This window comes from Streptomyces shenzhenensis, from assembly GCF_021462265.1.
Taxonomy (GTDB): Bacteria; Actinomycetota; Actinomycetes; order Streptomycetales; family Streptomycetaceae; genus Streptomyces; species Streptomyces shenzhenensis.
Genome location: NZ_JAJONF010000032.1, coordinates 43,980 through 69,375, shown reverse-complemented (window position 1 = coordinate 69,375; position 25,396 = coordinate 43,980). Strand labels below are relative to the sequence as shown.

Here is a 25,396-nt window from a genome sequence, read left to right as displayed (position 1 = left end):
TTCCCTGGAAACGCGCCGGGGCGGGACTCAGTCGCCGTAGTCGGACATCGCGTCCAGGAGCCTGGCGGACTTCTTCGGCACGGTCACCCCGTGGATGAGTGACGGCGGCACGGGACGGGCATCGCTGTGCTCGGGAACCGCCCAGTGCCCGGCCATCCGGGCGCAGTCCCCGCGCAGCGACGCCAGGTCGCCGTCGAGGTCGGCCGGAGCGGGGGCGTGGACCTTGAGGTTCGTCATGTCGGAACCGTAAGCACGCCAGAGGCCGCGAAGAAAGGGCTACTATCGGGTAGTTTTGGCGCCTTCAGGGCGCCCACCCGACCCGGTAGCGTTAACTGTCCATCACTCTCGTCCGCCCGTCACCGCGCTTCCAACGAGCGCTGTCGCGCGGCCTTCTTATTTCCTCAGGAGAGTCCCAGCCGTGCGCATCGCAGTCACCGGCTCCATCGCCACCGACCACCTCATGACTTTCCCCGGCCGCTTCGCCGACCAGTTCGTCGCGGACCAGCTGCACACGGTCTCGCTGTCCTTCCTGGTCGACAACCTGGACGTACGCCGGGGCGGCGTCGGCGCGAACATCGCGTTCGGCATGGGACAGCTCGGCACCCGGCCGATCCTGGTCGGCGCGGCCGGCTCCGACTTCGACGAGTACCGGGCGTGGCTCGACCGGCACGGCGTCGACACGGACTCCGTCCGCATCTCGGAGACCCTGCACACCGCTCGTTTCGTGTGCACGACCGACGCCGACCACAACCAGATCGGCTCCTTCTACACGGGTGCGATGAGCGAGGCCCGGCTGATCGAGCTCAAGACGGTGGCCGACCGGGTGGGCGGACTCGACCTGGTCCTGATCGGCGCGGACGACCCGGAGGGCATGCTCCGTCACACGGAGGAGTGCCGGGCCCGGGCCATCCCCTTCGCCGCCGACTTCTCCCAGCAGATCGCCCGGATGAACGGCGACGAGGTCCGGATACTGCTGGAGGGCGCGACGTACCTCTTCTCCAACGAGTACGAGAAGGGGCTCATCGAGACGAAGACCGGCTGGAGCGACGAGGAGATCCTCGCGAAGGTCGGCCACCGGGTGACCACGCTCGGCGCACGCGGGGTGCGGATCGAGCGGGTCGGCGACGAGACCATCGAGGTCGGCTGCCCCGACGAGGAGCGCAAGGCCGACCCGACGGGGGTCGGCGACGCGTTCCGCGCGGGGTTCCTCTCGGGCCTCGCGTGGGGGGTCTCGCTGGAGCGGGCGGCTCAGGTGGGGTGCATGCTCGCGACTCTCGTCATCGAGACCGTGGGGACGCAGGAGTACCAGCTGCTCCGGGGGCACTTCATGGAGCGGTTCACCAAGGCGTACGGGGACGAGGCCGCTCAGGAGGTCCGGGAGCATCTGGTCTGACGTCGCCGGGTGCGGGTGCGTGGGGGCTGGTCGTGCCCACGCGGCGGCAGCCGCGGACCGACACAGCCCCGCGCCACCGAAGGGGGCGCTCAGCTCACCCGGCGCACCAGGTAGGCCGTACCTTCGTCCGCCGGTTCCTCACCCTCGTACGCCTGACCCCGCATCTCGCACCAAGCCGGGATGTCCAGCCGGGCCGCCTCGTCGTCGGACAGGACCCGTACTCTGCCGCCCACCGGCACGGTGCCGATGACCTTCGCCAGTTCGATGACCGGGATGGGGCACCGCTTGCCCAGTGAGTCGACGACCGTCTCCTCGGCGCGGACCGCCGTCGCCGCCGGCAGCGGGGCGCCCAGCTTCTCCCGCACCCCCGCCACCACCCCCGGCAGCACCGCCAGGAAGCGGTCGACGTCGGCCTCGGCCGCCCCCGTCGGCAGCGACACCCGCACGTTCCCCTCACTCAGCACACCCATCGCCTTGAGCACATGGCTCGGCGTCAGGGTGCTGCTCGTGCAGGACGATCCGGACGAGACGGAGAAACCCTCCCGGTCCAGCTCGTGCAGCAATGTCTCTCCGTCGACATAGAGACAGGAGAAGGTGACGATCCCGGGCAGGCGGCGCTCCGCGTCGCCCACCACCTCCACGTCCGGCACCAACTCCGGCACCCGCGCCCGGATCCGCGCCGTCAGCGCCCGCAGCCGTACGGCCTCCTGCTCGGCCTCCGCCCGTACGGCCCGCAGCGACGCGGCGGCCGCGACGATCGCCGGCAGGTTCTCGAAGCCGGGCGCCCGCCCCGACTCCCGCTCGTCGACCGCTCCTTGGACCGCGAACCGCACCCCCTTGCGCACGGCCAGCAGCCCCACTCCACTCGGCCCGCCCCATTTGTGCGCACTCGCCGTCAGCAACGACCAGTCGCCCTCCACCGGTCCCCACCCCAGCGACTGCGCGGCGTCCACCAGCAACGGCACCCCGGCCGCCCGGCACACCTCGGCCACCGCCGCCACCGGCTGCACGGTCCCCACCTCGTGGTTGGCCGACTGGAGGCAGGCGAGCGCGGTGTCCGGCCGCAGCGCGGCCCGGTAGGAGCCGACGTCCACCGCTCCCGTCCGCGCCACCGGCACCCGGGTCACCTGACCGCCCTCCGCCTCGAACACCTCGGCCGCATGCAGTACCGAGGAGTGTTCGACGGCTGACACGATCAGGTGGCGTCCGGTACGGCGCCGACCGGCCAACGCGCCTGCCATGCCCGTATGGACGGACCGTGTCCCGGACGGCGTGAACGTCAGCTCGTCCGCCCGGCAGCCGACGGCCTCGGCAGCCGCCTCCCGGGCGGCGTCCAGCAGCATGCGCGCCTTGCGCCCCTCGCGATACAGCCGGGAGGGGTCGGCCCACCCGTCGTCCAGGGCGGCCAACAACGCCTGACGGGCGACGGGATGGAGGGGGGCGGCGGACGCGGCATCGAAGTAGGGCACACGGCAACGGTAAGACTCCGGTGGAGCACCCGGCCTCTGGGGCGCGGGGCCGTGGCCAGGTCCCTGTGCGGCTCCGCCGCGGGGCGCGACAAGCCACAACGCACCCGCACCCGCACCGCAAACCGCGACAACCCGAGCTATTGGGCGCCCAATCCCACCCCAACCGAGTGACAGGCGACGCGTATGCCCCCCTCCCCGCGAACCCCCGGAGGGCGTCGGCTAGGGTTTGCTCCGCATAAACATCCAAACCCCTGCCCGACGCAGGGCGGCGACCGACCAGCGAGAAGGCCGCAGCCGACCGCGCGGGCGAGACTCTCGGGAAGGCGCTACGTGAGTCCCAACGGCTCCGACCGCTCGCCGCGGCGCCCGATGCGGCGGAAGCTGCTGCAGGCAATGACCGCGGGCCTGGTCCTGGCGACCGCTACCGGTTGCACATACAAGGACTTCCCCCGCCTTGGTATGCCCACCCCGACCACGGAAGAGGCTCCGCGGATCCTCTCCCTGTGGCAGGGCTCCTGGGCCGCCGCGCTCGCCGTCGGCGTGCTGGTGTGGGGTCTGATCATCTGGAGCGCCATCTTCCACCGGCGCAGCCGCACCAAGATCGAGGTCCCGGCCCAGACCCGGTACAACATGCCGATCGAGGCCCTGTACACGGTGGTGCCGCTCATCATCGTCTCGGTGCTGTTCTACTTCACGGCCCGCGACGAGACGAAGCTGCTCAGCCTCACCGACAAGAAGCCCGACGTCACGGTGAACGTGGTGGGCTTCCAGTGGAGCTGGGGCTTCAACTACATCACGCCCGTCGACGGTGTCACCGGCGACGCGAAGACCGACACGAACCTGGACGCCATTCCGGACCGGTTCAAGAAGGACTTCCCGGCGGCCGCCGGCGGTGTCTACGACGTCGGCACGCCCGGCACGAAGAACCCGCAGACCGGCAACCCCGGTCCGACGCTCTGGCTGCCCAAGGGTGAGACCGTCCGCTTCGTCCTCACCTCGCGTGACGTCATCCACTCCTTCTGGGTGGTGCCGTTCCTGATGAAGATGGACGTCATCCCGGGCCACACCAACGCATTCCAGGTGACTCCCAACCAGGAGGGCACCTTCCTCGGCAAGTGTGCCGAACTCTGCGGCGTCGACCACTCCCGGATGCTGTTCAACGTGAAGGTCGTCTCGCCCGAGCGTTACCAGCAGCACCTCAAGGACCTCGCCAAGAAGGGGCAGACCGGTTACATTCCCGCCGGCATCGCGCAGACGAGCCACGAGAAGAACCGGGAGACGAACAACCTGTGAGCATCCTCAACGAACCCCAGGGTGCCGCGGCAGCTGAGGACTCGTACGAGAACGAGCTGCCGGTCAGGCGCAAGCAGCCCGGCAACGTGGTCGTCAAGTGGCTCACCACCACCGACCACAAGACCATCGGAACGCTGTATCTGGTCACGTCGTTCGCGTTCTTCCTGATCGGCGGTGTGATGGCGCTGCTGATGCGCGCCGAGCTCGCTCGCCCCGGTCTGCAGATCATGTCGAACGAGCAGTTCAACCAGGCGTTCACGATGCACGGCACGATCATGCTGCTGATGTTCGCGACGCCGCTGTTCGCCGGCTTCACGAACTGGATCATGCCGCTCCAGATCGGCGCGCCGGACGTCGCGTTCCCGCGGCTGAACATGTTCGCCTACTGGCTCTACCTGTTCGGCTCGACCATCGCCGTCGGAGGTTTCCTCACCCCGCAGGGTGCGGCCGACTTCGGCTGGTTCGCCTACTCCCCGCTGTCGGACGCGGTCCGCTCGCCGGGCCTCGGCGCCGACATGTGGATCATGGGTCTGGCCATGTCCGGCTTCGGCACCATCCTCGGCGCGGTCAACTTCATCACCACGATCATCTGCATGCGTGCCCCCGGCATGACGATGTTCCGGATGCCGATCTTCGTGTGGAACGTGCTGCTGACCGCCGTCCTGGTCCTGCTCGCCTTCCCCGTCCTCGCCGCCGCGCTGTTCGCCCTGGAGGCGGACCGAAAATTCGGCGCCCACGTGTTCGATGCCACCAACGGCGGAGCACTGCTGTGGCAACACCTCTTCTGGTTCTTCGGACACCCAGAGGTGTACATCATCGCGCTGCCGTTCTTCGGCATCATCTCCGAGGTCATCCCGGTCTTCTCCCGTAAGCCGATGTTCGGCTACATGGGTCTGATCGCGGCCACCATCGCGATCGCCGGTCTGTCCATCACCGTGTGGGCCCACCACATGTACGTCACCGGCGGCGTGCTGCTGCCGTTCTTCTCCTTCATGACCTTCCTGATCGCGGTCCCGACCGGTGTGAAGTTCTTCAACTGGATCGGCACCATGTGGAAGGGATCGCTGTCCTTCGAGACACCGATGCTCTGGGCCACCGGCTTCCTGATCACCTTCACCTTCGGTGGTCTGACCGGTGTCATCCTGGCCTCGCCCCCGATGGACTTCCACGTGTCCGACTCGTACTTCGTGGTGGCCCACTTCCACTACGTGGTCTTCGGCACGGTCGTCTTCGCGATGTTCTCCGGCTTCCACTTCTGGTGGCCGAAGATGACGGGCAAGATGCTCGACGAGCGGCTCGGCAAGATCACCTTCTGGACGCTGTTCATCGGCTTCCACGGCACCTTCCTGGTCCAGCACTGGCTGGGCGCCGAGGGCATGCCGCGCCGGTACGCCGACTACCTGGCGGCCGACGGCTTCACCACGCTGAACACGATCTCGACGATCAGCTCCTTCCTGCTCGGCCTGTCGATCCTGCCGTTCCTCTACAACGTGTGGAAGACGGCCAAGTACGGCAAGCCGGTCGGCGTCGACGACCCGTGGGGCTACGGTCGTTCGCTGGAGTGGGCGACCTCCTGCCCGCCGCCGCGGCACAACTTCGTCACGCTGCCGCGGATCCGCAGCGAATCCCCGGCGTTCGACCTGCACCACCCTGAGATCGCCGCCCTGGAGCAGCTGGAGCACGGCCAGGTCGCCGCCGCTGTCGCGGGCAGCAAGGAGGCCGGCAAGTGAAGATCCAGGGCCGTTTGTTCGTGTGGCTGAGCGTCTTCGTCCTCGTCATGGCGATCGTCTATGGCGTGTGGTCGAAGGAGGCGGCCGGCACCACGGCACTCTTCATGTCCTTCGCCCTGTGCATCATGATCGGCTTCTACCTGGGCTTCACGGCCTCGCGGGTGGACGCCGGTGCCCAGGACAACAAGGAGGCCGACGTCGCGGACGAGGCGGGCGAGATCGGCTTCTTCAGCCCGCACAGCTGGCAGCCGCTCGCCCTCGGTGTCGGTGGCGCGCTGGCCTTCCTCGGTGTCGCCGTCGGCTGGTGGCTGCTGTACTTCGCGGCGCCCATCATCCTGATCGGTCTCTTCGGCTGGGTGTTCGAGTACTACCACGGTGAGAACCGCACCCAGTAGGCACGCGCCGAGCGCACCGGGAGCCCGGACCCTCCGTCAGGAGGGTCCGGGCTCCCGCCGTTCCCGCCCGTTGCCTCTTCCGGAGCAGTACGGGTCCCCCGTCCGGGCTACCTGCCGTGCTGGTCCGGAAAACTTCTCATAGCGTGACAATATGAGTCACTCTCCGTGCGCCCGTACCGTCGTCAGCTGCACCCTGCTGGTGATCGCCCTCGGCGCGGGCGTCACCGCCTGTGATTCGGACCGCAACCCCCTCGCGGACAAGCCGCACGACGCGGCGGACCAGATCTCCTTCAACGCCCCCACCGGGGCGGGGAAGCGGGCCGACCCCGACAAGCCCCTGGAAGTCGTCGCCAGGAGCGACGAGGACCGCATCACGGACGTCACGGCCCAGGACGCCACCGGTCGCTTCGTGGCGGGCGAACTCGACGCCGACGGCCACCGCTGGCACAGCACCTCCCCGCTGGCCGCCAACGCCCACTACACGGTCCAGGTGAGTACCGAGGGCGAGGACGGCACGCCGGGCCGCAAGGTCCTCACCTTCGACACCAGCACGCCCACCACCCGGCAGCGGCTGAAGGTCACCTTCGGCCCCAAGGCGGGCGAGTACGGCGTGGGCCAGCCGGTCACCGCCCAACTCGACAGCGCCATCAAGGACAAGGCCCAGCGCGCCGTCGTCGAGCGCGCCCTGCGGGTCGACTCCGTCCCGGCCGTGGAGGGCTCCTGGTACTGGGTGAGCGACAAGGAACTCCACTACCGGCCCAAGGACTACTGGCCCGCCCACGCCACCGTCCAGGTGCACAGCAACCTGGACGGCGTGAAGATCAGCGACCGCCTGTGGGGCGGCACGGCCACGCCCCTCACGCTCACCACCGGCGACAAGATGCTGGCCCTCACGGACGCCGGCGCCCACCAGATGACGATCTACAAGAACGACAAGGAGATCAAGCAGATCCCCATCACGACCGGCAAACCGGGCTTCGAGACCCGCAACGGTGTCAAGGTCGTCCTGGAGAAGCAGCCCTTCGTTCGTATGCGCAGTACCACGGTCGGCATCGCCGCGGGCACCTCGGACTCGTACGACCTGCCGGTCTACTACGCCACCAGGGTGACCTGGTCAGGCGAGTACGTGCACGCCGCGCCCTGGTCGGTGGGCTCCCAGGGCTACGAGAACGTCAGCCACGGCTGCACCGGCATGAGCACCTCGAACGCCGAGTGGTTCTTCGACACCTTCCACCCGGGCGACCTGGTGAAGGTCGTCAACTCCAACGGCAAGGAGATGGAGAACTTCGGCAACGGCTTCGGGGACTGGAACCTCGTCTGGAAGGACTGGCGCAAGGGCAGTGCCCTCACCGCCGGCACCCCGGACGCCCAAAGGCCGCAGGACGCGGTGAGGGTACAGCCGGCCGCACTGTGAGACGCCCCCAGCGGCAAGCGCCCCGTAAGGGGCGCGGGGCGGTGGTCGACATGCGGCCACCGCCGCACGGGCGCGACCGGCCACACACAGCCGGTACCCGCGCACGCACCGCGCCCCACCCTCTCCTAGGCGCTCTGCAGCCTTCCCTGCCGCAACAGGGACGCCAGCGCCGACGCGAACTCCACCGGGTCCACCGGCAGCGTCACAGCGGCGTCCGCCCGGCTCCACGTGGCCAGCCACGCGTCCTGGGGCCGGCCGATGAGCAGCAGCACCGGCGGGCAGTTGAACACCTCGTCCTTGATCTGCCGGCACATCCCCATGCCCCCCATGGGCACGGCCTCCCCGTCGAGGACGCACACGTCGACGCCCCCTCGGTCCAGTTCGCGCAGCACCGCCGCAGGCGTGGCGCACTCCAGGAACTCGACGAACGGCACATCGGGAGCCGGCCGCCGGCCGGCGGCCAGCCGTACCTGCTCGCGGGTGTTGGAGTCGTCGCTGTAGACCAGCACCGTGGCGGTCGGCTGCATTGTTCCTCCGAGACGTCAGCGTCGTACGGACAGGACCGATGCGCCGGATGCTACTCCCCCGAACACCTCGCCAACACCTGTGGGAACACCGCTTCGATGGGCCATCCGGGCACTACACAGGGGGCGGACACTCCGAACGGCACCCCCCGGAGTGAGCGCGAGATAAGGGACCGACATAATGTCGGTCGTGGCGACAGCAACGACAGTAGAAACCGGGCACGCGCACCCGTCGGTCAACAGGCCGAACCTCACCAGCGTCGGAACCATCATCTGGCTGAGTTCCGAGCTGATGTTCTTCGCGGCCCTCTTCGCGATGTACTTCACCCTGCGATCGGTGACCGGCGAGGCTCACTGGAAGGAGATGGCGAGTCATCTCAACGTCCCCTTCTCGGCGACCAACACCACGATCCTGGTGCTCTCCTCCCTCACCTGCCAGCTCGGCGTGTTCGCCGCCGAGCGCGGGGACGTGAAGAAGCTCCGGGGCTGGTTCATCCTCACCTTCGTCATGGGTGCGATCTTCATCGGCGGTCAGATCTACGAGTACACGAGCCTGGTCAAGGAGGACGGGATCTCCCTCTCCTCCGACCCGTACGGTTCGGTGTTCTACCTGACCACCGGCTTCCACGGCATGCACGTGACGGGCGGCCTCATCGCCTTCCTGTTCGTCCTGGGGCGCACCTACGCGGCGAAGAGGTTCACACACGAGCAGGCGACCGCGGCCATCGTCGTGTCCTACTACTGGCACTTCGTCGACGTCGTCTGGATCGGCCTCTTCGCCACGATCTACCTGATCAAGTAGCCGGGCCGGCTCCACGCGCCACAGAAGCGCACTTTCCAGAAGCATCGACGCAGAAGATCCTGACACCGGGGTAATCCGTGAAAAAGCTCTCCGCACGACGACGCCATCCGCTGGCGGCGGTCGTCGTCCTACTCCTCGCGCTGGTGGGCACTGGGGGGGCCTACGCCGCGCTCGCACCCGCGAGCAAGGCGCAGGCCGACGAGACCTCTCAGTCCCTGACGATCGAAGAGGGCAAGAAGCTCTACTCGGTCGGCTGCGCCAGCTGCCACGGCACCGGGGGTCAGGGCTCGTCCGACGGCCCCAGCCTGGTGGGCGTGGGCGCCGCGGCCGTCGACTTCCAGGTCGGCACCGGCCGTATGCCGGCCGCCACCTCGCAGGGCCCGCAGGTCGTCAAGAAGAAGAACATCTACACCCAGGCCCAGATCGACCAGCTCGCGGCGTACGTCGCCTCGCTGGGCGCCGGTCCCCAGGTTCCGACCAAGGACCAGTACGGCCCGGACGGTGCCGACATCGCCAAGGGCGGCGAGCTCTTCCGCACCAACTGCGCGCAGTGCCACAACTTCGTGGGCGCGGGTGGTGCGCTGACCAAGGGCAAGTTCGCACCGAGCCTTGAGGGCGTCGACCCGAAGCACATGTACGAGGCCATGCAGACGGGCCCGCAGAACATGCCGTCCTTCCCCGACACGACGCTGACGGAGAAGAACAAGAAGGACATCATCGGGTACCTGAACGCGGTCAACAGCAGCAACACGGAGAACCCCGGCGGTCTCAACCTGGGCGGCCTCGGGCCGGTCAGCGAGGGTCTGTTCGCGTGGATCTTCGGTCTCGGTGCACTGATCGCGGTCGCCGTCTGGGTCGCCGCTCGGACCGCAAAGGCCAAGAAGTCATGAGTAGCCAAGACATTCCAGAAGAGAACCTGCCCGCTGAGCAGGACCACGCGCACGCGCACACCGCCGTGAGTGTGGCGGACGAGAAGGACCCGTTCTCGGATCCGGGTCTGCCGCCGCACGAGCACCGCATCCAGGACATCGACGAGCGGGCCGCCAAGCGGTCCGAGCGCGTCGTGGCCATGCTGTTCACGGTGTCGATGCTGGCCACCGTCGGCTTCATCGCCTCCTATGTGACCATCCCGAAAGACAAGTCGATCTTCGTCTTCCCGATCGGTCACATCAGCGCGCTGAACTTCGCGCTGGGCCTGACCCTCGGTGCGGCGCTGTTCTGCATCGGCGCGGGCGCGGTCCACTGGGCCCGCACCCTGATGTCCGACGTGGAGGTCGCCGACGAGCGGCACGCCATCTCGGCGCCGCCGGAGGTCAAGGCCAAGGTCCTGGCCGACTTCAAGCAGGGCGCCAAGGAATCGGCGCTCGGCCGGCGCAAGCTGATCCGCAACACCATGTTCGGCGCGCTGACCCTGGTCCCGCTCTCCGGTGTCGTGCTGCTGCGCGACCTCGGCCCGCTGCCCGGCACCTCGCTGCGGCACACGGCGTGGTCGAAGGGCAAGCTGCTCGTCAACATGAACACCAACGAGCCGCTGCGTCCCTCCGACGTCGCCGTCGGTTCGCTGACCTTCGCCAAGCCCGAGGGCGTCGAGGAGTCCCAGGAGGACTTCCAGAACGTGATGGCGAAGGCGGCCCTGATGATCATCCGGCTGCAGCCGGACAACATCAAGGACAAGCGCGAGCTGGAGTGGTCGCACGAAGGCATCGTCGCCTACTCGAAGATCTGCACCCACGTGGGCTGCCCGATCTCGCTGTACGAGCAGCAGACCCACCACGTGCTCTGCCCGTGCCACCAGTCCACCTTCGACCTCTCCGACGGTGCCCGAGTGATCTTCGGCCCGGCCGGTCACGCCCTGCCGCAGCTGCGCATCGGCGTGAGCGAAGAGGGCTACCTCCAGGCGCTCGGCGACTTCGAGGAGCCCGTCGGTCCTGCATTCTGGGAGCGCGGATGAGCACTTCAGAGAACTCACAGTCCCGCGAACGCGGGAAGGCGCCGGCCGGCGAGCGTGTCGCCGACTGGGCCGACGGACGGCTCGGGATCTACTCCCTCGCCAAGTCCAACATGCGCAAGATCTTCCCCGACCACTGGTCGTTCATGTTGGGCGAAGTGTGCATGTACAGCTTCATCATCATCATCCTGACGGGTGTGTACCTGACGCTGTTCTTCCACCCGTCGATGAACGAGGTGGCGTACCACGGCAGCTACGTCCCGCTCCAGGGACAGCTGATGTCCGAGGCGTTCAACTCGACCCTGCACATCTCCTTCGACGTGCGCGGTGGTCTGCTCATCCGGCAGATCCACCACTGGGCCGCGCTGATCTTCCTCGCCGGCATGTTCGTGCACATGATGCGCGTGTTCTTCACCGGCGCGTTCCGCAAGCCGCGTGAGATCAACTGGCTGTTCGGCTTCCTGCTGTTCGTCCTCGGCATGTTCACCGGTTTCACCGGCTACTCGCTCCCGGACGACCTGCTCTCCGGCACCGGTGTCCGCTTCACCGAGGGCGCCATCCTGTCGATGCCGATCGTCGGCACGTACATCTCGTACTTCCTCTTCGGCGGCGAGTTCCCCGGCCACGACTTCGTCGCCCGGTTCTACTCGATCCACATCCTGCTGCTGCCGGGCATCATGCTCGGCCTGATGGTGGGCCACCTGATCCTGGTCTTCTACCACAAGCACACGCAGTTCGCGGGTCCCGGAAAGAGCGAGAAGAACGTCGTCGGCATGCCGCTGCTGCCGGTCTACATGGCCAAGGCCGGAGGCTTCTTCTTCCTGGTCTTCGGTGTCATCGCGGCCATCGCGGCGACCACCCAGATCAACCCGATCTGGGCCATGGGCCCCTACCGTCCGGACCAGGTGTCCACCGGCGCCCAGCCCGACTGGTACATGGGCTTCGCCGAGGGTCTCATCCGGTACATGCCGGGCTGGGAGGTCAACTTCTGGGGCCACACCCTGGTCCTCGGCGTCTTCATCCCGCTGGTCCTGTTCGGTCTGGTCCTCGGGGCGATCGCGGTCTACCCGTTCATCGAGTCCTGGGTCACCGGCGACAAGAGCGAGCACCACATCCTGGACCGCCCGCGCAACGCCCCGACCCGTACCGGGTTCGGTGTCGCCTGGGTGACCGTGTACATGGTGGGTCTGGTCGGTGGTGGCAACGACCTCATCGCCACCCACTTCCACCTGTCGATCAACGACGTGACCTGGTTCGTCCGGATCTTCTTCTTCGCCGGACCGGTGATCGCGTTCGTCGTGACCAAGCGCATCTGCCTCGGCCTGCAGCGCCGGGACCGCGAGAAGGTGCTGCACGGCCGGGAGACCGGCATCATCAAGCGGCTGCCGCACGGTGAGTTCATCGAGGTCCACGAGCCGCTCTCGCAGGAGCAGCTGCACACCCTCACGGCGCACCACCAGTACGAGCCGGCCCAGGTCGGCCCGGCGGTCGACGAGAACGGTGTGGAGCGCAAGATCAAGGGCTCCGAGAAGCTCCGCGCCAAGCTGAGCAACGCCTACTACGGCGAGGACAACCAGATCCCGAAGCCCACCGTCGAGGAGTACAAGGAGATCACGAGCGGCCACGGCCACCACTGATCGACGGCGTCGCCACGCCACAGCCGAAGGGCCCCCGTCCGCACACCGGACGGGGGCCCTTCGCGGTGCCCGGAGCTGGATAGGGTAGGCCTGGAAAAACCTCTCTTTCCCGTACGACGATCAGGAGCGGCCTCATGAGCGCTGTGACCCCCGCTGGAGGCGACACCGCGGCGGGCCGTTCCTGGCCCGAGGTACTGAACGCGCTGCTGTACGGCCAGGACCAGAGCGCCGACGCGACGGCCTGGGCGATGGACCAGATCATGCGCGGCCAGGCCACCGACGCCCAGATCGCGGGCTTCGTCGTCGCCCTGCGGGCCAAGGGCGAGACCGTCGAGGAGATCAACGGGCTCGTCCGCACGATGTACGAGCACGCCAACGTCATCGAGGTGCCGGGCCGCACGGTCGACATCGTCGGGACCGGCGGCGACGGCGCGAAGACGGTCAACATCTCCACGATGTCGGCGCTGGTGGTGGCCGGCACGGGCGCGAAGGTCGTCAAGCACGGCAACCGCGCGGCCTCCTCCGCGTCCGGTGCGTCGGACGTCCTGGAGAGGCTCGGCGTCAACCTCGAGCTGACCCCGCGGCGGGTCGCCGAGGTCGCCGAGGAGGCCGGCATCACCTTCTGCTTCGCCATCAAGTTCCACCCGGCGCTGCGTCACGCGGGCGCCGCGCGCGGCCAGCTGGGCATCCGCACGGTGTTCAACATCCTCGGCCCGCTGACCAACCCCGCGCGGGTCCGGGCCCAGGCGGTCGGCGTCGCGGACCCGCGCATGGCACCGATCGTCGCGGGCGTCTTCGCGGAGCGCGGCAACTCCTCCCTGGTCTTCCGCGGCGACGACGGCCTCGACGAACTGACGACGACCGCCACGTCCCATGTCTGGATCGTCCGCGACGGCAAGGTCGCCGAGGAGGTTTTCGACCCCCGTGACGTCGGCATCGACCTGGTCCCCGTGGCGGCCCTGCGGGGCGGCGACCCGTCGTACAACGCGGAGGTGGCCCGCAGGCTGCTGGACGGCGAGCAAGGGCCGGTACGGGACGCGGTGCTGCTGAACTCGGCCGCGGCCCTGGTGGCCCTGGACCCCGGCACGGGGACGCTGGCCGAACAGCTCCGGGCAGGCATGGACAGAGCGGCCGAGTCGATCGACTCGGGCTCGGCCAAGCGGGTCCTGGAGCGCTGGGCGTCGGCGACGAACAAGTAGGGGACGCGGCCGGCGGGGCTGAGGTGCGGTTCGGCACCGCCGGAATCCGCCGTGGCGGCTGATCGCCGTCGCGGCGGGGAAGAATGTGAGCGGCGGCTGATCCTCCAGTCGGTCTCTGCCGTTGGTCGGTCACGTTCTTCCGCCGCGACGGCGCGCCACCACACAGGACCTCTCCGGCGGTGCCGAACCGGCGGTGTCCCGTCATCCGGACAGAAGTTGCGCGTCCGCGATCACTTCACCTAGTTTTTCTTCCCAGGTCATGAGTGACAGTCATGAGGCCCCGGCCGACTGTCCGGCAACCCTCCGTCCGTGGCGGGGTGCCCCGGGTGAAGACCAGGTCGTGGGCAGCGAGGTCCACGGCAAGCGCGGACCCCTCGTACACCAGGGGTCCTGGTCGTCGAGGAGCCTCCCGTGAGCAAGCGAATGCGATAGGGCCGCAGAGCCCCGCCTCCGCATCCCCTTTTCCTTTTTCCCCGAGGTTCTCCGTCCCTCTTCGGGTTCGTTCCGTTTCCCTCGGGTTCCTTCGGGTTTCTTCGGTTTCGCCGGGCCGGCACCGCGGTCGTCCGCGTGCTCGCACGGTGGTTCCGCCTTGCCTCTCACGGGAGTTCCGCCATGTCTGTCCCGACCGCTGCCTGCGCCCAGTCTGTTTGTGCCCCTCTGTCTGTTCTGGGACGGGATGTCACCGTCCCGCTCGTCACCGGCGGCGAGGTCACCTACGCCGCCCTCGACTACGCGGCCAGCGCCCCGGCCCTGCAGCGGGTCTGGGACGACGTGGCGGCGTACGCCCCCTACTACGGCAGCGTCCACCGTGGCGCGGGCTACCTCTCCCAGCTCTCCACGGACCTCTTCGAGAACGCCCGCCGGACCGTCGCCGGGTTCCTCGACTGCCGCCCCGACGACCAGCTGATCTTCACCCGCTCGACGACGGACTCCCTGAACCTCCTGGCCCGCGCCCTCCCCGCCGACTGCCAGGTCTTCGTCTTCGAGACCGAGCACCACGCGAGCCTGCTGCCCTGGCCGGACGCCCAGGTCACCTGCCTCGACGCGCCCCGCACCCCGCGGCAGGCCGTCGAGACCCTGGAGCGCGCCCTCGCCGGCCGCACCGCATCTGTTCAGGAGGGGCACGGCCCGGCCCTGGTCTGCGTCACCGGAGCGTCCAACGTCACCGGCGAGCTGTGGCCGGTACGGGACCTCGCGGCTGTCGCGCACGCGCACGGCGCCCGGATCGTCCTGGACGCCGCCCAGCTGGCCCCGCACCACCCCGTCTCGGTCCGGGACCTGGACGTCGACTGGGTCGCCTTCTCCGGCCACAAGCTGTACGCCCCCTTCGGCTCCGGCGTCCTGGCCGGCCGCGCCGACTGGCTGCGGGCCGCCCGGCCCTACCTCGCGGGCGGCGGCGCCAGCCGCAAGGTCACCCGGCGCGAGGACGGGGGAGTGGCCGTGGAGTGGCACGAGAGCGCCGCGCGCCACGAGGCGGGATCGCCCAACGTCATCGGCGTCTACGCCATCGCCTCCGCCTGCAAGGCGCTGACGGAGGCGGGCTGGGACACCCTGGTCGCCCGTGAGGAACGCCTGGTCGCCGAGGTCCGCGCGGGCCTCGCCGAGGTACCCGAGGTCCGGGTCCTCTCCCTCTTCGGCGACGACGCCCCGCGTGTCGGCGTGATCAGCTTCGTGGTGGAGGGCTGGAACAGCTCCCACTTCGCCGCCGCCCTCTCCGCCGAGTACGGCATCGGCGTCCGCGACGGCCTCTTCTGCGCCCACCCGCTGGTCAGGACCCTGCTGGGCTCCGACCCCCGGACCCAGGGCGAATGCGGGGCGCCGGAGGCGGCACCGGGCGAGAAGTCCCTCAACGCCATCCGGGTGAGCTTCGGGGCGGGGACGCCGGACGAGCACGTCGAGCGGTTCGTGAACGCCGTGCGGGAACTGGTCGCCGACGGTGCCAAGTGGACGTACCGCACCGAGGAAGGCCGGTGTGTCCCGGCGGTGTGATCCAGACCGACCTCAGGGGCAACGCCCCAGGGGCGCGGGGCCGTCCTCGATGTGCGGCTCCGCCGTGTACCCGCAGGGGGCCATCGCACGCCGTGCCCGGCCGCAGGCCGGTGGGGGCTGGGCGCGCAGTTCCCCGCGCCCCTTACGGGGCGCTCCGGCGGCGGGCGCTTCGAAGGCGAAGTCTCTAGCTGTCCAGGCCGATCGCGAACGCCGCCTCCAGGTCGTGCTGCGAGTACGTGCGGAACGCGACGTGCGTGTCCGTCGCCTCCACGCCCTGGATCTTGCTGATCCGGCCGGGGATGACGTCGGCCAGGTCCTCGTGCTGCTTCACCCGGACCATGGCGATGAGGTCGTACGTGCCGGTGACGGAGAAGACCTCGCTCACGCTCTCCAGTGAGGCGATCTGTTCCGCGATCTCGGGGATCCGGTCCACGCTGGTCTTGATGAGGACGATCGCGGTGATCACGGCTGGTTCTCTCCCTCGGGTGCCGGAGCTGGGGCGGTCCTTACTTTAGTCGCCCGCCCGTCGCCCACCACCGCCCTCCCGGGGCCGCGCTTCGCGCCTTTCCTTTTTCCGTATCGGACCCACGCGTAGCCGAAGCCCAGTCCGAAGCCGACCAGGTGGGCGAGATAGGCCACGCCGGGGCCGGCGGGGGCCTGGCTCAGCGCCACCCACTGCAGGGCTGCCCAGAAGGGGAGGACGACCCAGGCCGGGAAGCGGAGCGGGAGGAAGAAGAGGAAGGGGAGAAGACTGGTCACGCGGGCGCTGGGGAACAGGTACAGGAACGCGCCGAGGACCGCCGAGATCGCCCCGGACGCCCCCACCAGCGACTGCTGGGACGAGGCATTGGCGGCCGCGTAGCCGAGCAGGGCGAGATAGCCGCAGCCGACGTAGAAGAGGGTGAACTGCGTGCGGCCCATCCGTTCCTCGGTCATCGCCCCGAAGACGAAGAGGAAGAGCATGTTGCCGAGCAGGTGCACCCAGCTGCCGTGGATGAACAGCGCGGTGGCCGGGGTGAGCGCCTCCCGTACCGGACCGTCGAACAGATCGGCGGGCACCACTCCCCACCGCCGGAAATACGCCCGCTGGGCGGCCGCCAGGGCCTCTCCGGTGCCGTAGGACGGTGTGAGGCCCGAGGCGGGGCCGAGCGCGAAGATCAGGCAGCACACGGCGATCAGGGCGTACGTCATGGGCGCCGACGTGCCCCGCAGGCTGCGCAGGGTCCGGGCGGCCGTCGTGTTCCAGTTGCCGATCATGGACATAGAGCATGACGTAACCGGACGCAGCGGTGCAGATCGCCTCGCCGCCGTGGACAGGGCGGCGTCGAGTACCCGCCAGGCCGTAGGGTTACGAGCCACACGCGTCGGGACGACGCGTCACGGACACTAGAAGGAAGCGAACAAGCCACGATGACGGTTCCCCTGCCGACCGCCACGACGCGGTGGCGCTGCACTCTCTGCGGCAACCTCACGCGCTTCGACGTGACCCGCTCGTCGAAGGTGGTCGAGTACGTGCACCTCGATCTGGCCGGTGAGCCCACGGTCGAGGAGCGCGAGGTGGTCAGTGAGACCATCGAGTCGGTGCGCTGCCGCTGGTGCAACGCGGTGGACCAGGTGGAACTAGTGGACAGGCCGGGCGCCGACTCCTGAGTCCGGGAGCCGGCCCCGTACAGGTGATGGGGTGTGACGGATGGTGGAGACCACAGGCGGGGGGCCGGGCGACGGCACCGCCGAGGTGCTTGACCGTCCGTTGCCCGACGGCGTGCGACGGCGTGTCGTGCAGATCGTGTCGGACGGGTTCGGCGGGCTGACCGTCGCCGAGCTGCCCGCGCAGCTGCGGCAGTACGCCAGGTTCGCCCCCAACCGCCGGGCCAAGTTCGCCGGGAACGCCATGGCGGCCGCGCTGGAGACGGACACCCTCTTCCGGCAGCGGATCGGGGAGAAGCTGAGAGAGGCCCAGCCGGAACTGGCCGGCGCCCTGGACTCCGGCTCCCCGCCCCCGGCCGCGGACCCGCTCGACGTGGCGGCCGCGGCCTATGTACTGCGCCCCACGGGCTGGGTGAAGCTCGTCGCGGCGGCCGGCGAGGAGGCCCAGCGGGCCGACGCCGAGCGGGCCGACGAGGAGAGCCGGGCCGAACTGGAGCGGCTGCGCGAGGAGCTGGACCGGGCCCGGGAGCAGACCCGGTCCGAGACGGAGCGGCTGCGCGCCGAGCTGGACGCGGCGAAGAAGGAAGCGGAGTCGCTTCACCGCAAGCTACGAGCCGCGCTGAGCGACGTGAAGCGTGGTGAGGCGGCGCTGCGCAAGCTGCAGGGCGAGATGGAGGCGGGGCGGGCCGAGGGGCAGTCCCTGGTGTCCGCCGCCGAGAGCGAGAGCCGGCGGCTCAAGGCCCGGCTCGGCGAGGTCGAGGCGGCCCTGGAGGCCAGCCGCCGGGCTGCCCGCGAGGGGCGCAGCGTCGAGGACATGCGGCTGCGGCTGCTGCTCGACACCGTGCTGGACGCGGCCCAGGGGCTGCGCCGGGAGCTGGCGCTGCCGCCGGTGTCGGTGCGGCCCGCCGAGACCGTGGACGCGGTCGAACCGGGGCGGATGACCCCGAAGGACATCGCCGCGCGGGCGCTGTCCGAAAACGACCCCGCCATTCTCGACCAGCTGCTCGCCCTGCCCCAGGCGCACCTGGTCGTCGACGGCTACAACGTGACCAAGACCGGCTATCCGCAGATGCCGCTGGAGAAGCAGCGGCTGCGGCTGCTCGGCCAGCTCTCCCAGCTCGCCGCCCAGACCGGCGCCGAGGTCACCTGTGTCTTCGACGGCGCCGAGCTGGTCGCGCCGGTGCTGCTCGCCCCGCCGCGCGGGGTCCGCGTCCTCTTCTCCAAGCCCGGCGTCACCGCGGACGAGCTGATCCGCCAGCTGGTGCGCGCCGAGCCGCCGGGCCGCCCGGTGATCGTCGCCTCCACGGACCGTGAGGTCGCCGACGGGGTCGCCCGGGCCGGTGCCCGACCGGTCGCTTCTGCGATGCTTCTGAAGCGACTGTCCTGAACGTGCAACCCGCATATGCAATGCCCGAATTGACCGAACCGTCACGCAACGTAGCGTCAATCGTGCATTACTGGTCGTGAGTTATGTGCAAAGAGTGCGTTGCGTGACCACTTTTTTGGCTGCTGGGTTTGAACTGATCACAGGTAGGTCACTAGGGTCTGGCCTCGAACCTCCACACGGGTGATCACTCAAACGAAGGAGCCCGTCTCCGTGGCGTCCCATCGTCGACCCAGGCAGACCAGCCGTGCGCGCGTGACCGTGCTCACGACCGCAGCAGCAGCCGCCGTAGTCCTCAGTGCCAACGCCGCCAACGCGGCGCCCAGCGAGAAGCTGAGCAAGGGCGAGGTCAAGGCGAAGGTCGACAAGCTCTACGAGGAGGCCGAGCAGGCCACCGAGAAGCTCGACGGAGCCAAGGACAAGCAGCAGAAGCTGCAGAAGGAGATATCCACGATCCAGGACAACGTGGCTCGTGGCCAGGAGGAGCTCAACAAGCTGCGGGACAGCCTCGGTTCGCTGGCCACCGCGCAGTACCGCTCCGGCGGCATCGACCCGTCGGTCCAGCTCTTCCTCTCGTCCGACCCGGACGACTACCTCGACAAGGCGTCCACGCTCGACCAGTTGAGCGGCCAGCAGGTCGAGGCCCTGAAGAAGATTCAGGACAAACAGCGCGAACTCGCCCAGGAGCGGGCAGAGGCCACCGACAAGCTCAAGGACCTCTCCGCCACCCGCACCGAGCTGGCCAAGCAGAAGAAGGCCGTCCAGTCCAAGCTCGCCGACGCGCAGCGGCTGCTCAACACGCTGACCGCCAAGGAGAAGGCGGCGCTGGACCAGGAGCAGGCCCAGGCCGCCAGCCGCGCCTCCTCCCGCGTCGACCTCGGCAACACGGGCTCCGCCTCCAGCCGGGCCGCCGCCGCCTTCGCCGCCGCCCAGTCCAGGCTCGGCTCGCCGTACGTGTACGGCGCCTCCGGCCCGTCCTCCTTCGACTGCTCGGGCCTGACCTCCTGGGCCTACGCCCAGGCCGGCGTGACCATACCCCGCACCTCCGAGGCCCAGGCCAACGCCGGCACCCGCATCTACAGCGAGAGCGACCTCAAGGTCGGTGACCTGGTCATCTTCTTCGGCGACTACCACCACGTCGGCCTGTACGCCGGCAACGGCCAGGTGCTGCACGCCCCGCACACCGGCGCCGTCGTGCGCTACGAGGCGATCGGCGACATGACCTTCGAGTTCGGCGTCCGCATCTGACCCCACCGGGTCGCGCCCACTCCCGTACGACCCGGGATCAACTCGCTGTGGCGTCCGAACGGGCGAATCGCGGCGACCACAACTGACTCCACGCCCCGCCGGTGACCTGCGTCAGCGGCGGGGCGTCGCGTTTGCGTGGCCGTGGAGGCCTTTGGCCGTCGGCCGGTCATGTGGCTAGCATCGCCGCGTTCGGCGACCGAGTTGCCGGACCTACCGCCGGACGGGCGGGAAGTCACGCCTGCGGAGGCCGCGCAGGACCGGCCCACGCGGGTGGGCGGCGGCCTGTGAAACAGGAACCCGTGGTGGCGCCGCCGTGCGGTGCGGACCTGAATTCCCCGTCTTCGGGCGGGGGAGGGCGTCAAAGTCCGGCACGTCTCCCCCGTACCCGGGGGGGAACGCCGTCGTCCGACAAACGGAAGGGGTGCTGTTTTCCCGTGGGGTCTCATCGCCGTCTCGCACCGTCCGGGTTCAACCGGGGCGCCGGTGCGGCTCTCTGCGCGCTGTCGGCCGCGGCCGCCGCGCTCGGCGCCGTACCGGCGAGCGCAGCCCCGCGCGCCGACGGCCGCGCCGAGTTGGACCGGCTGTTCCAGCAGGCCGAGGAGGCGACCCAGGCCTACGACAAGGCCGACGAGCGGGCCGACGCGCTGCGCCGCGAGGTGAACGACTCGCAGGACCGCATCGCCCGCCAGCAGGAGCGCGTCAACACCATGCGGGAGGCGCTCGGTTCACTCGCCGGCGCCCAGTACCGTTCCGGCGGCGTCGACCCCACCGTGGCCCTGCTGTTCTCCGACAATCCCCAGGACTACCTCGACCGGGCCTCCGTCCTCGACCGCATCGACGTCCGCCAGGCCGGCCGGCTCAAGGACTTCCGGACGGCGATGCGCGAACTCGCCCAGGAGCGTGCCGAGGCCGCCGGGAAACTCGCCGAACTGGAGCGCGGCCGCAGGACGGTCGCCTCCCACAAGGCCGTCGTGGAGCGCAGGCTCGCCAGGGCCCGGAAACTCCTCGCCGCGATGCCCGCCGCCGACCGCGCCGCCTTCGAGCACGCCTCCCGTGGCGACGGCCGCGACGAGCTGCCCTACCTCTTCGGTGCCGTCGCCCCCGACGGCCGCGCCGCCGCCGCGATCGCCGCCGCCCGCTCCGCCCTCGGCAAGCCGTACGTCTGGGGTGCGGACGGCCCCTCCGGCTTCGACTGCTCGGGCCTGATGCAGTGGTCGTACGCCCACGCCGGGATCCATCTCCCGCGCAGCTCGCAGGAGCAGCGCCACGCCGGCCGCCAGGTCCCGCTCTCCCAGATGCGCCCCGGTGACCTGGTCGTCTACCGCTCCGACGCCAGCCATGTGGCCATGTACGTCGGCAACGGCCAGGTCATCCACGCCCCCTACCCGGGCGCCCCGGTCCGCTACGACCCGGTCGGAATGATGCCCGTCTCCTCCGTCACCCGGCCCTGAAGCACGGGCCCCGACCCGTACCATCGGAAAATGGCTGGTCGTGGACGGGCGTGGGGCTCAGGAGCGGTGGGGCTGTGCCTGCTGCTCCTGCCGCTGGCCGGATGCGGCGGCGGGCAGTCGTCGACCGGCGCGGCGATGTCCGCCGTGCAGCAGGTCCTGGACCGCCGCGCGGCCGCGGTCCTCGCTCACGACGAGAAGGCGTACGCCGGGACCGGCACCCGCGGTCCGTACGCGAACCTGCGGGCGGTACCGCTCGCCGACTGGAGCTACCGGCTGACCGCCCTCCACCCCGACGGCGCCGGCGCCACCGCCGACGCGCGGCTCAGCTACCGGATACGGGGTTACGACAGGGCACCGGTCACGACGGACCGCACGCTCACTCTCAGCCGCACCGCCGACGGACACTGGTATGTCACCTATGACAAGCCCGCCGGGAAGTCCGGGCAACAACTCTGGGACCAGGGCAGGGTGACCGCCGTCAAGAGCACCCACAGCCTCGTCCTCGGCGTCGGCCAGTCCCTGGCCACCCTGCGCGGCTATGCCCGGCTCGCCGACACCGCCGTCCCCGGGGTCACCAAGGCCTGGGGCACGGACTGGACCCGGCGGGTGGTCCTGCTGGTGCCCGGGTCGCTGAACGGCATGGCGGCCCTGCTGGGTGCCCCCGCCTCCAACTACCGGGGCATCGCCGCCGTCACCACCGGGGAGGCGGGAGGGCAGGGCCAGGCCCCGGCGGACCGGGTCGTCCTCAACCCGGAGGCGTACGCCGTCCTCGGCCCGGTCGGCAGGCAGGTCGTCCTCACCCACGAGACGACCCATGTGGCCACCCGCGCCCACACCACGCCCGCCACCCCGCTCTGGCTCTCCGAGGGCTACGCCGACTGGATCGGCTACCTCGGCACCGGCCGCACGCCCACCGAGGTGGCGCCGGAACTCGCCCGCGCCGTCCAGGCCGGCGAGGCACCCGGCGGCCTTCCGGCGGACCAGGACTTCGGCTTCACCGACGACCCCACCACCCTGGCCAAAGCCTATGAGGGGGGCTGGCTGGCCTGCCGGATGATCGCCGGCCACTGGGGCGAGGGGAAGCTCGGCGCCTTCTACCGGGCCGTGGGCGCGCACCAGGGGCGGGCGGGCGCGGTCGAGGACGCGCTGCGGACGGAACTCGGGACCACCCTGCCGGACTTCACCGCACGCTGGCGTGACTACGTGGCGGCTCAGCTCGGCGACGGCTGAGCCGGCCCCGCGACGCCCGGCCTGCCACCGGGCTCAGCAGGCCTTCTCCGGCGCGGGCGGGCCGGGCGGCCCGGGACCCGCCTGACGCCGGGGGCGCGGCGCGTGGCCGGGGGGTGCTGCTGTCCCGGGCTCAGGACGAGATCCGGGTCTCCTTCGTGCGGGCGGCCTGAGCCGGGAAGGGGGCGACGGCGGCCCCGGTCACCGTGGAGCGCCACAGCACGCGGGCCGCCGTGCCGGTGGCCGCGAGGAGCAGGCCGTTGCGCAGGACCAGCAGGGTGATGCCGTACCAGTCGCTGACCACGACGTGCGAGAAGCCGACCGGGAACTCCAGGACCGTCACGAAGGCCGCCAGGACGACCAGGACGGCCGGGAGGGTCATGCGGCCGGCCCGGAAACAGAGGCAGACGGCGGCCAGCCCCACCAGCCACACCATGTACTGCGGGCTGATCACCCGGCTGGTGACCGTGAACATCAGGACGGCGGTGAAGGCCGCGTCCGCGAGCGTGTGGGACCGGAAGCGGACCGCCGACAGCCGCCACAGCAGCAGCCAGCCGAACGCCGGCACGGTGAGCAGCAGGGCCGCCGTGCTCACCGCCCGCACGTGCGGACCCAGGAACTCGATCGAGCCGTAGTTGAGCAGCACCTCACCGTGCCAGCCGAGGTGCCGGGCGACGTGCAGGGCCAGCGCGCCCAGCGACTCCACCTCGGTGCCCCGGTCCCGCTGGAAGGTCAGGAACGCGAACGCCCCCGGCATGGCCACCGCGAACAGCGCGCCGACCGCCCCCGCCGTCACCGCCGCCGACGCCCAGGTCCACCGCCGTACGGCACCCACGAGCAGCAGCGCCGGCCACACCTTGACCATGGCGCCGAACCCGGCGAGCGCGCCCGTGATCCGGGGGTGCCGGGCCCCGGCGAGCAGCGCGGCGACGGCGACCGCGGTGACCATCAGGTCGTAGCGGGAGTAGACGGTCGGGCCGAGGAGCGGCACGCCGGCCACCCAGACCCAGGCCCCGCGCAGGGTGCGGCCGGGGCGCCGGCCGGCGTGGAGCAGCAGGGAGAGGACCACCAGGTCGGCGAGGCAGGCCAGCACGAAGAACGCGGTCGGGTAGTCCAGGAAGGGCAGCAGCGCGGGGGAGAGGATCGCCAGGGCGGCCGCGGGCGGGTACTGCCAGGTGACGTCGTCCAGAGGGAACGTTCCGTGCCTGAGGACCTCGTACCAGCCCTGGTAGATGACCGACACGTCGCTCGTGACGTCCGCGCCCGGGAACACGAACACCCTCAGGACGAACAGCAGCAGCACCACCCGGGTGGCACCCCAGGTGACCAGCGGCAACGCCAGGGCACGCCGCACGCACGTCCTGTCCACCTGAGCCCCTGTCCGTCGGCGTCGCCGTGTCGAGTGGGCCACATGATCTCCCGGCGTCCTGTGCGGGGGCCATGAAGCACGGCCGGTCACCCTGTGCGGGTATGGTCGGCGCCGATGGACAAGACCCTCATCGTGACCAATGACTTCCCGCCCCGGCCGGGTGGCATTCAGGCATTTCTGCACAACATGGCCCTGCGGCTGGACCCTGAGCGGCTCGTCGTCTACGCGTCCACGTGGCGGCGGGGCCGGGAGGGCGCCGAGGCCACCGCCGCGTTCGACGCCGAGCAGCCCTTCACCGTCGTACGCGACCGTACGACGATGCTGCTGCCGACGCCGGGGGCGACCCGGACGGCGGTCGGGCTGCTGCGGGAGCACGGGTGCACGTCCGTGTGGTTCGGGGCGGCGGCCCCGCTGGGCCTGATGGCGCCCGCGCTGCGCCGGGCCGGGGCCGAGCGGCTGGTCGCCACCACCCACGGGCACGAGGCCGGCTGGGCGCAGCTGCCCGGGGCCCGGCAGCTGCTCGGGCGGATCGGGGACACGACCGACACGATCACCTATCTCGGCGAGTACACGCGGTCCCGGATCGCGACCGCGCTGAGCACGGAGGCCGCGGGGCGGATGGTGCAGCTGCCGCCCGGGGTGGACGAGAAGACCTTCCATCCCGGGTCGGGCGGGGACGAGGTGCGGGCGCGGCTGGGGCTGAGCGAGCGGCCGGTGGTCGTGTGCGTGTCGCGGCTGGTGCCGCGCAAGGGGCAGGACACGCTGATCCTCGCGATGCCGCTGATCCTGGCCGCCGAGCCGGACGCGGTGCTGCTGATCGTGGGCGGCGGGCCGTACGAGAAGAAGCTGCGGCGGCTGGCGCGGGAGACCGGAGTCGAGGCGTCGGTGCGGTTCACGGGGGCCGTGCCGTGGGCCGAACTGCCCGCGCACTTCGGCGCGGGCGACGTGTTCGCCATGCCGTGCCGGACCCGGCGGGGCGGGCTGGACGTGGAGGGGCTCGGGATCGTGTACCTGGAGGCCTCGGCGACCGGGTTGCCGGTGGTGGCGGGGGATTCGGGCGGGGCGCCGGACGCCGTGCTCGACGGGGAGACCGGGTGGGTGGTGCGGGGCGGCTCGGTGGAGGAGACCGCCGAGCGGATCGTCGTGCTGCTGGGGGATGCGGAGTTGCGCCGGCGGACCGGGGAGCGGGGGCGGCGGTGGGTCGAGGAGCGGTGGCGGTGGGATCTCCTCGCGGAGCGGCTGAAGGCGTTGCTGTAGGGCGCTTTGAGGCCGTTGTT

23 protein-coding genes and 1 riboswitch are annotated in these 25,396 nt (G+C 70.2%); of the genes, 17 read left to right on the top strand and 6 right to left on the bottom strand.

The annotated features are described in order from the left end of the window. Positions 1 to 27: 27 nt before the first annotated feature. A complete protein-coding gene (locus LQ326_RS32465) occupies positions 28 to 237 on the bottom strand; it encodes a hypothetical protein (RefSeq protein ID WP_234542634.1) in 210 nt (69 codons plus the stop codon). Between the two features lie 181 nt (positions 238 to 418). On the opposite strand from LQ326_RS32465, the gene LQ326_RS32460 reads away from it, so the two are divergent. Continuing rightward, positions 419 to 1,393, top strand: coding sequence for a carbohydrate kinase family protein (locus LQ326_RS32460; protein ID WP_234542633.1), 975 nt, complete (start codon positions 419 to 421; stop codon positions 1,391 to 1,393). A gap of 89 nt (positions 1,394 to 1,482) precedes the next feature. On the opposite strand, the gene LQ326_RS32455 is transcribed toward LQ326_RS32460, so the two are convergent. Beyond that, a complete protein-coding gene (locus tag LQ326_RS32455) occupies positions 1,483 to 2,862 on the bottom strand; it encodes a cysteine desulfurase/sulfurtransferase TusA family protein (protein ID WP_234542632.1) in 1,380 nt (459 codons plus the stop codon). 330 nt (positions 2,863 to 3,192) lie between these two features. Here LQ326_RS32455 and ctaC point away from each other — a divergent pair, with 330 nt between their 5' ends. The 4 genes from ctaC to LQ326_RS32435 all read left to right on the top strand — a co-directional run bounded on the left by ctaC (position 3,193) and on the right by LQ326_RS32435 (position 7,694). Beyond that, positions 3,193 to 4,155: an aa3-type cytochrome oxidase subunit II gene (gene ctaC / locus LQ326_RS32450; protein ID WP_234542631.1), complete on the top strand. Its 963-nt coding sequence runs from the start codon at positions 3,193 to 3,195 to the stop codon at positions 4,153 to 4,155. After that, positions 4,152 to 5,885, top strand: a complete 1,734-nt coding sequence (gene ctaD / locus LQ326_RS32445; RefSeq protein WP_234542630.1) for an aa3-type cytochrome oxidase subunit I — start codon at positions 4,152 to 4,154, stop codon at positions 5,883 to 5,885. The genes ctaC and ctaD overlap by 4 nt, the downstream gene beginning before the upstream one ends. After that, positions 5,882 to 6,280, top strand: a complete 399-nt coding sequence (locus LQ326_RS32440) for a cytochrome c oxidase subunit 4 (RefSeq protein WP_234542629.1) — start codon at positions 5,882 to 5,884, stop codon at positions 6,278 to 6,280. The genes ctaD and LQ326_RS32440 overlap by 4 nt, the downstream gene beginning before the upstream one ends. 151 nt (positions 6,281 to 6,431) lie before the next feature. Further along, entirely contained in the window at positions 6,432 to 7,694 is a 1,263-nt protein-coding gene (locus tag LQ326_RS32435) for a L,D-transpeptidase (protein ID WP_234542628.1), read from the top strand. Between the two features lie 125 nt (positions 7,695 to 7,819). Here LQ326_RS32435 and LQ326_RS32430 read toward each other — a convergent pair whose 3' ends face one another. Beyond that, positions 7,820 to 8,221, bottom strand: a complete 402-nt coding sequence (locus LQ326_RS32430) for a response regulator (protein ID WP_234542627.1) — start codon at positions 8,219 to 8,221, stop codon at positions 7,820 to 7,822. 178 nt (positions 8,222 to 8,399) lie between these two features. Here LQ326_RS32430 and ctaE point away from each other — a divergent pair, with 178 nt between their 5' ends. The 6 genes from ctaE (at position 8,400) to LQ326_RS32400 (ending at position 15,793) form a co-directional block, all read left to right on the top strand. Beyond that, positions 8,400 to 9,020 carry an aa3-type cytochrome oxidase subunit III gene (gene ctaE, locus LQ326_RS32425; protein ID WP_181803329.1) on the top strand — a complete coding sequence of 207 codons (621 nt, stop codon included), beginning with the start codon at positions 8,400 to 8,402 and terminating at the stop codon, positions 9,018 to 9,020. A 77-nt stretch (positions 9,021 to 9,097) separates the two neighbouring features. Further along, a complete protein-coding gene (gene qcrC, locus LQ326_RS32420) occupies positions 9,098 to 9,910 on the top strand; it encodes a cytochrome bc1 complex diheme cytochrome c subunit (RefSeq protein WP_234542626.1) in 813 nt (270 codons plus the stop codon). Continuing rightward, positions 9,907 to 10,971 (top strand): cytochrome bc1 complex Rieske iron-sulfur subunit, encoded by a 1,065-nt coding sequence (gene qcrA / locus LQ326_RS32415; RefSeq protein WP_234542625.1) that lies wholly within the window; start codon positions 9,907 to 9,909, stop codon positions 10,969 to 10,971. Before qcrC ends, qcrA begins: the two co-directional genes overlap by 4 nt. Continuing rightward, on the top strand, positions 10,968 to 12,605 hold the full coding sequence (gene qcrB, locus LQ326_RS32410; RefSeq protein WP_234542624.1) for a cytochrome bc1 complex cytochrome b subunit: 1,638 nt from the start codon (positions 10,968 to 10,970) through the stop codon (positions 12,603 to 12,605). The genes qcrA and qcrB overlap by 4 nt, the downstream gene beginning before the upstream one ends. Positions 12,606 to 12,739: 134 nt before the next feature. Continuing rightward, complete coding sequence (gene trpD / locus LQ326_RS32405) at positions 12,740 to 13,804, top strand: anthranilate phosphoribosyltransferase (protein ID WP_234542623.1); 1,065 nt, start codon at positions 12,740 to 12,742, stop codon at positions 13,802 to 13,804. A 255-nt stretch (positions 13,805 to 14,059) separates the two neighbouring features. Next, positions 14,060 to 14,176, top strand: a riboswitch (SAM riboswitch). 240 nt (positions 14,177 to 14,416) lie between these two features. Next, positions 14,417 to 15,793, top strand: a complete 1,377-nt coding sequence (locus tag LQ326_RS32400) for an aminotransferase class V-fold PLP-dependent enzyme (protein WP_234542622.1) — start codon at positions 14,417 to 14,419, stop codon at positions 15,791 to 15,793. A gap of 184 nt (positions 15,794 to 15,977) precedes the next feature. Here the strand turns inward: LQ326_RS32400 and LQ326_RS32395 are convergent, their stop codons facing one another. Together LQ326_RS32395 and LQ326_RS32390 are read right to left on the bottom strand one after the other, a co-directional pair. After that, complete coding sequence (locus LQ326_RS32395) at positions 15,978 to 16,259, bottom strand: Lrp/AsnC family transcriptional regulator (protein ID WP_181803323.1); 282 nt, start codon at positions 16,257 to 16,259, stop codon at positions 15,978 to 15,980. Next, the gene (locus LQ326_RS32390; RefSeq protein ID WP_234542621.1) at positions 16,256 to 17,050 is read right to left on the bottom strand and encodes a rhomboid family intramembrane serine protease; all 795 of its coding nucleotides are present in this window, start codon (positions 17,048 to 17,050) and stop codon (positions 16,256 to 16,258) included. The genes LQ326_RS32395 and LQ326_RS32390 overlap by 4 nt, the downstream gene beginning before the upstream one ends. Positions 17,051 to 17,203: 153 nt before the next feature. Between LQ326_RS32390 and LQ326_RS32385 the strand changes: the two genes are divergently transcribed. The 5 genes from LQ326_RS32385 to LQ326_RS32365 all read left to right on the top strand — a co-directional run bounded on the left by LQ326_RS32385 (position 17,204) and on the right by LQ326_RS32365 (position 22,753). Beyond that, positions 17,204 to 17,443 carry a hypothetical protein gene (locus tag LQ326_RS32385; RefSeq protein WP_225096775.1) on the top strand — a complete coding sequence of 80 codons (240 nt, stop codon included), beginning with the start codon at positions 17,204 to 17,206 and terminating at the stop codon, positions 17,441 to 17,443. Positions 17,444 to 17,483: 40 nt separating this feature from the next. Continuing rightward, on the top strand, positions 17,484 to 18,827 hold the full coding sequence (locus LQ326_RS32380; RefSeq protein ID WP_234542620.1) for an NYN domain-containing protein: 1,344 nt from the start codon (positions 17,484 to 17,486) through the stop codon (positions 18,825 to 18,827). A gap of 210 nt (positions 18,828 to 19,037) precedes the next feature. After that, complete coding sequence (locus tag LQ326_RS32375; protein WP_234542619.1) at positions 19,038 to 20,072, top strand: C40 family peptidase; 1,035 nt, start codon at positions 19,038 to 19,040, stop codon at positions 20,070 to 20,072. Between the two features lie 434 nt (positions 20,073 to 20,506). Then, the gene (locus LQ326_RS32370; protein WP_234542618.1) at positions 20,507 to 21,523 is read left to right on the top strand and encodes a C40 family peptidase; all 1,017 of its coding nucleotides are present in this window, start codon (positions 20,507 to 20,509) and stop codon (positions 21,521 to 21,523) included. Between the two features lie 30 nt (positions 21,524 to 21,553). Continuing rightward, the gene (locus tag LQ326_RS32365; protein WP_234542617.1) at positions 21,554 to 22,753 is read left to right on the top strand and encodes a hypothetical protein; all 1,200 of its coding nucleotides are present in this window, start codon (positions 21,554 to 21,556) and stop codon (positions 22,751 to 22,753) included. A gap of 130 nt (positions 22,754 to 22,883) precedes the next feature. Here the strand turns inward: LQ326_RS32365 and LQ326_RS32360 are convergent, their stop codons facing one another. After that, complete coding sequence (locus tag LQ326_RS32360) at positions 22,884 to 24,119, bottom strand: glycosyltransferase family 87 protein (RefSeq protein WP_234542616.1); 1,236 nt, start codon at positions 24,117 to 24,119, stop codon at positions 22,884 to 22,886. 114 nt (positions 24,120 to 24,233) lie between these two features. Here LQ326_RS32360 and LQ326_RS32355 point away from each other — a divergent pair, with 114 nt between their 5' ends. Continuing rightward, positions 24,234 to 25,376, top strand: coding sequence for a glycosyltransferase family 4 protein (locus tag LQ326_RS32355; protein ID WP_234542615.1), 1,143 nt, complete (start codon positions 24,234 to 24,236; stop codon positions 25,374 to 25,376). The last annotated feature ends 20 nt before the right edge of the window (positions 25,377 to 25,396 follow it).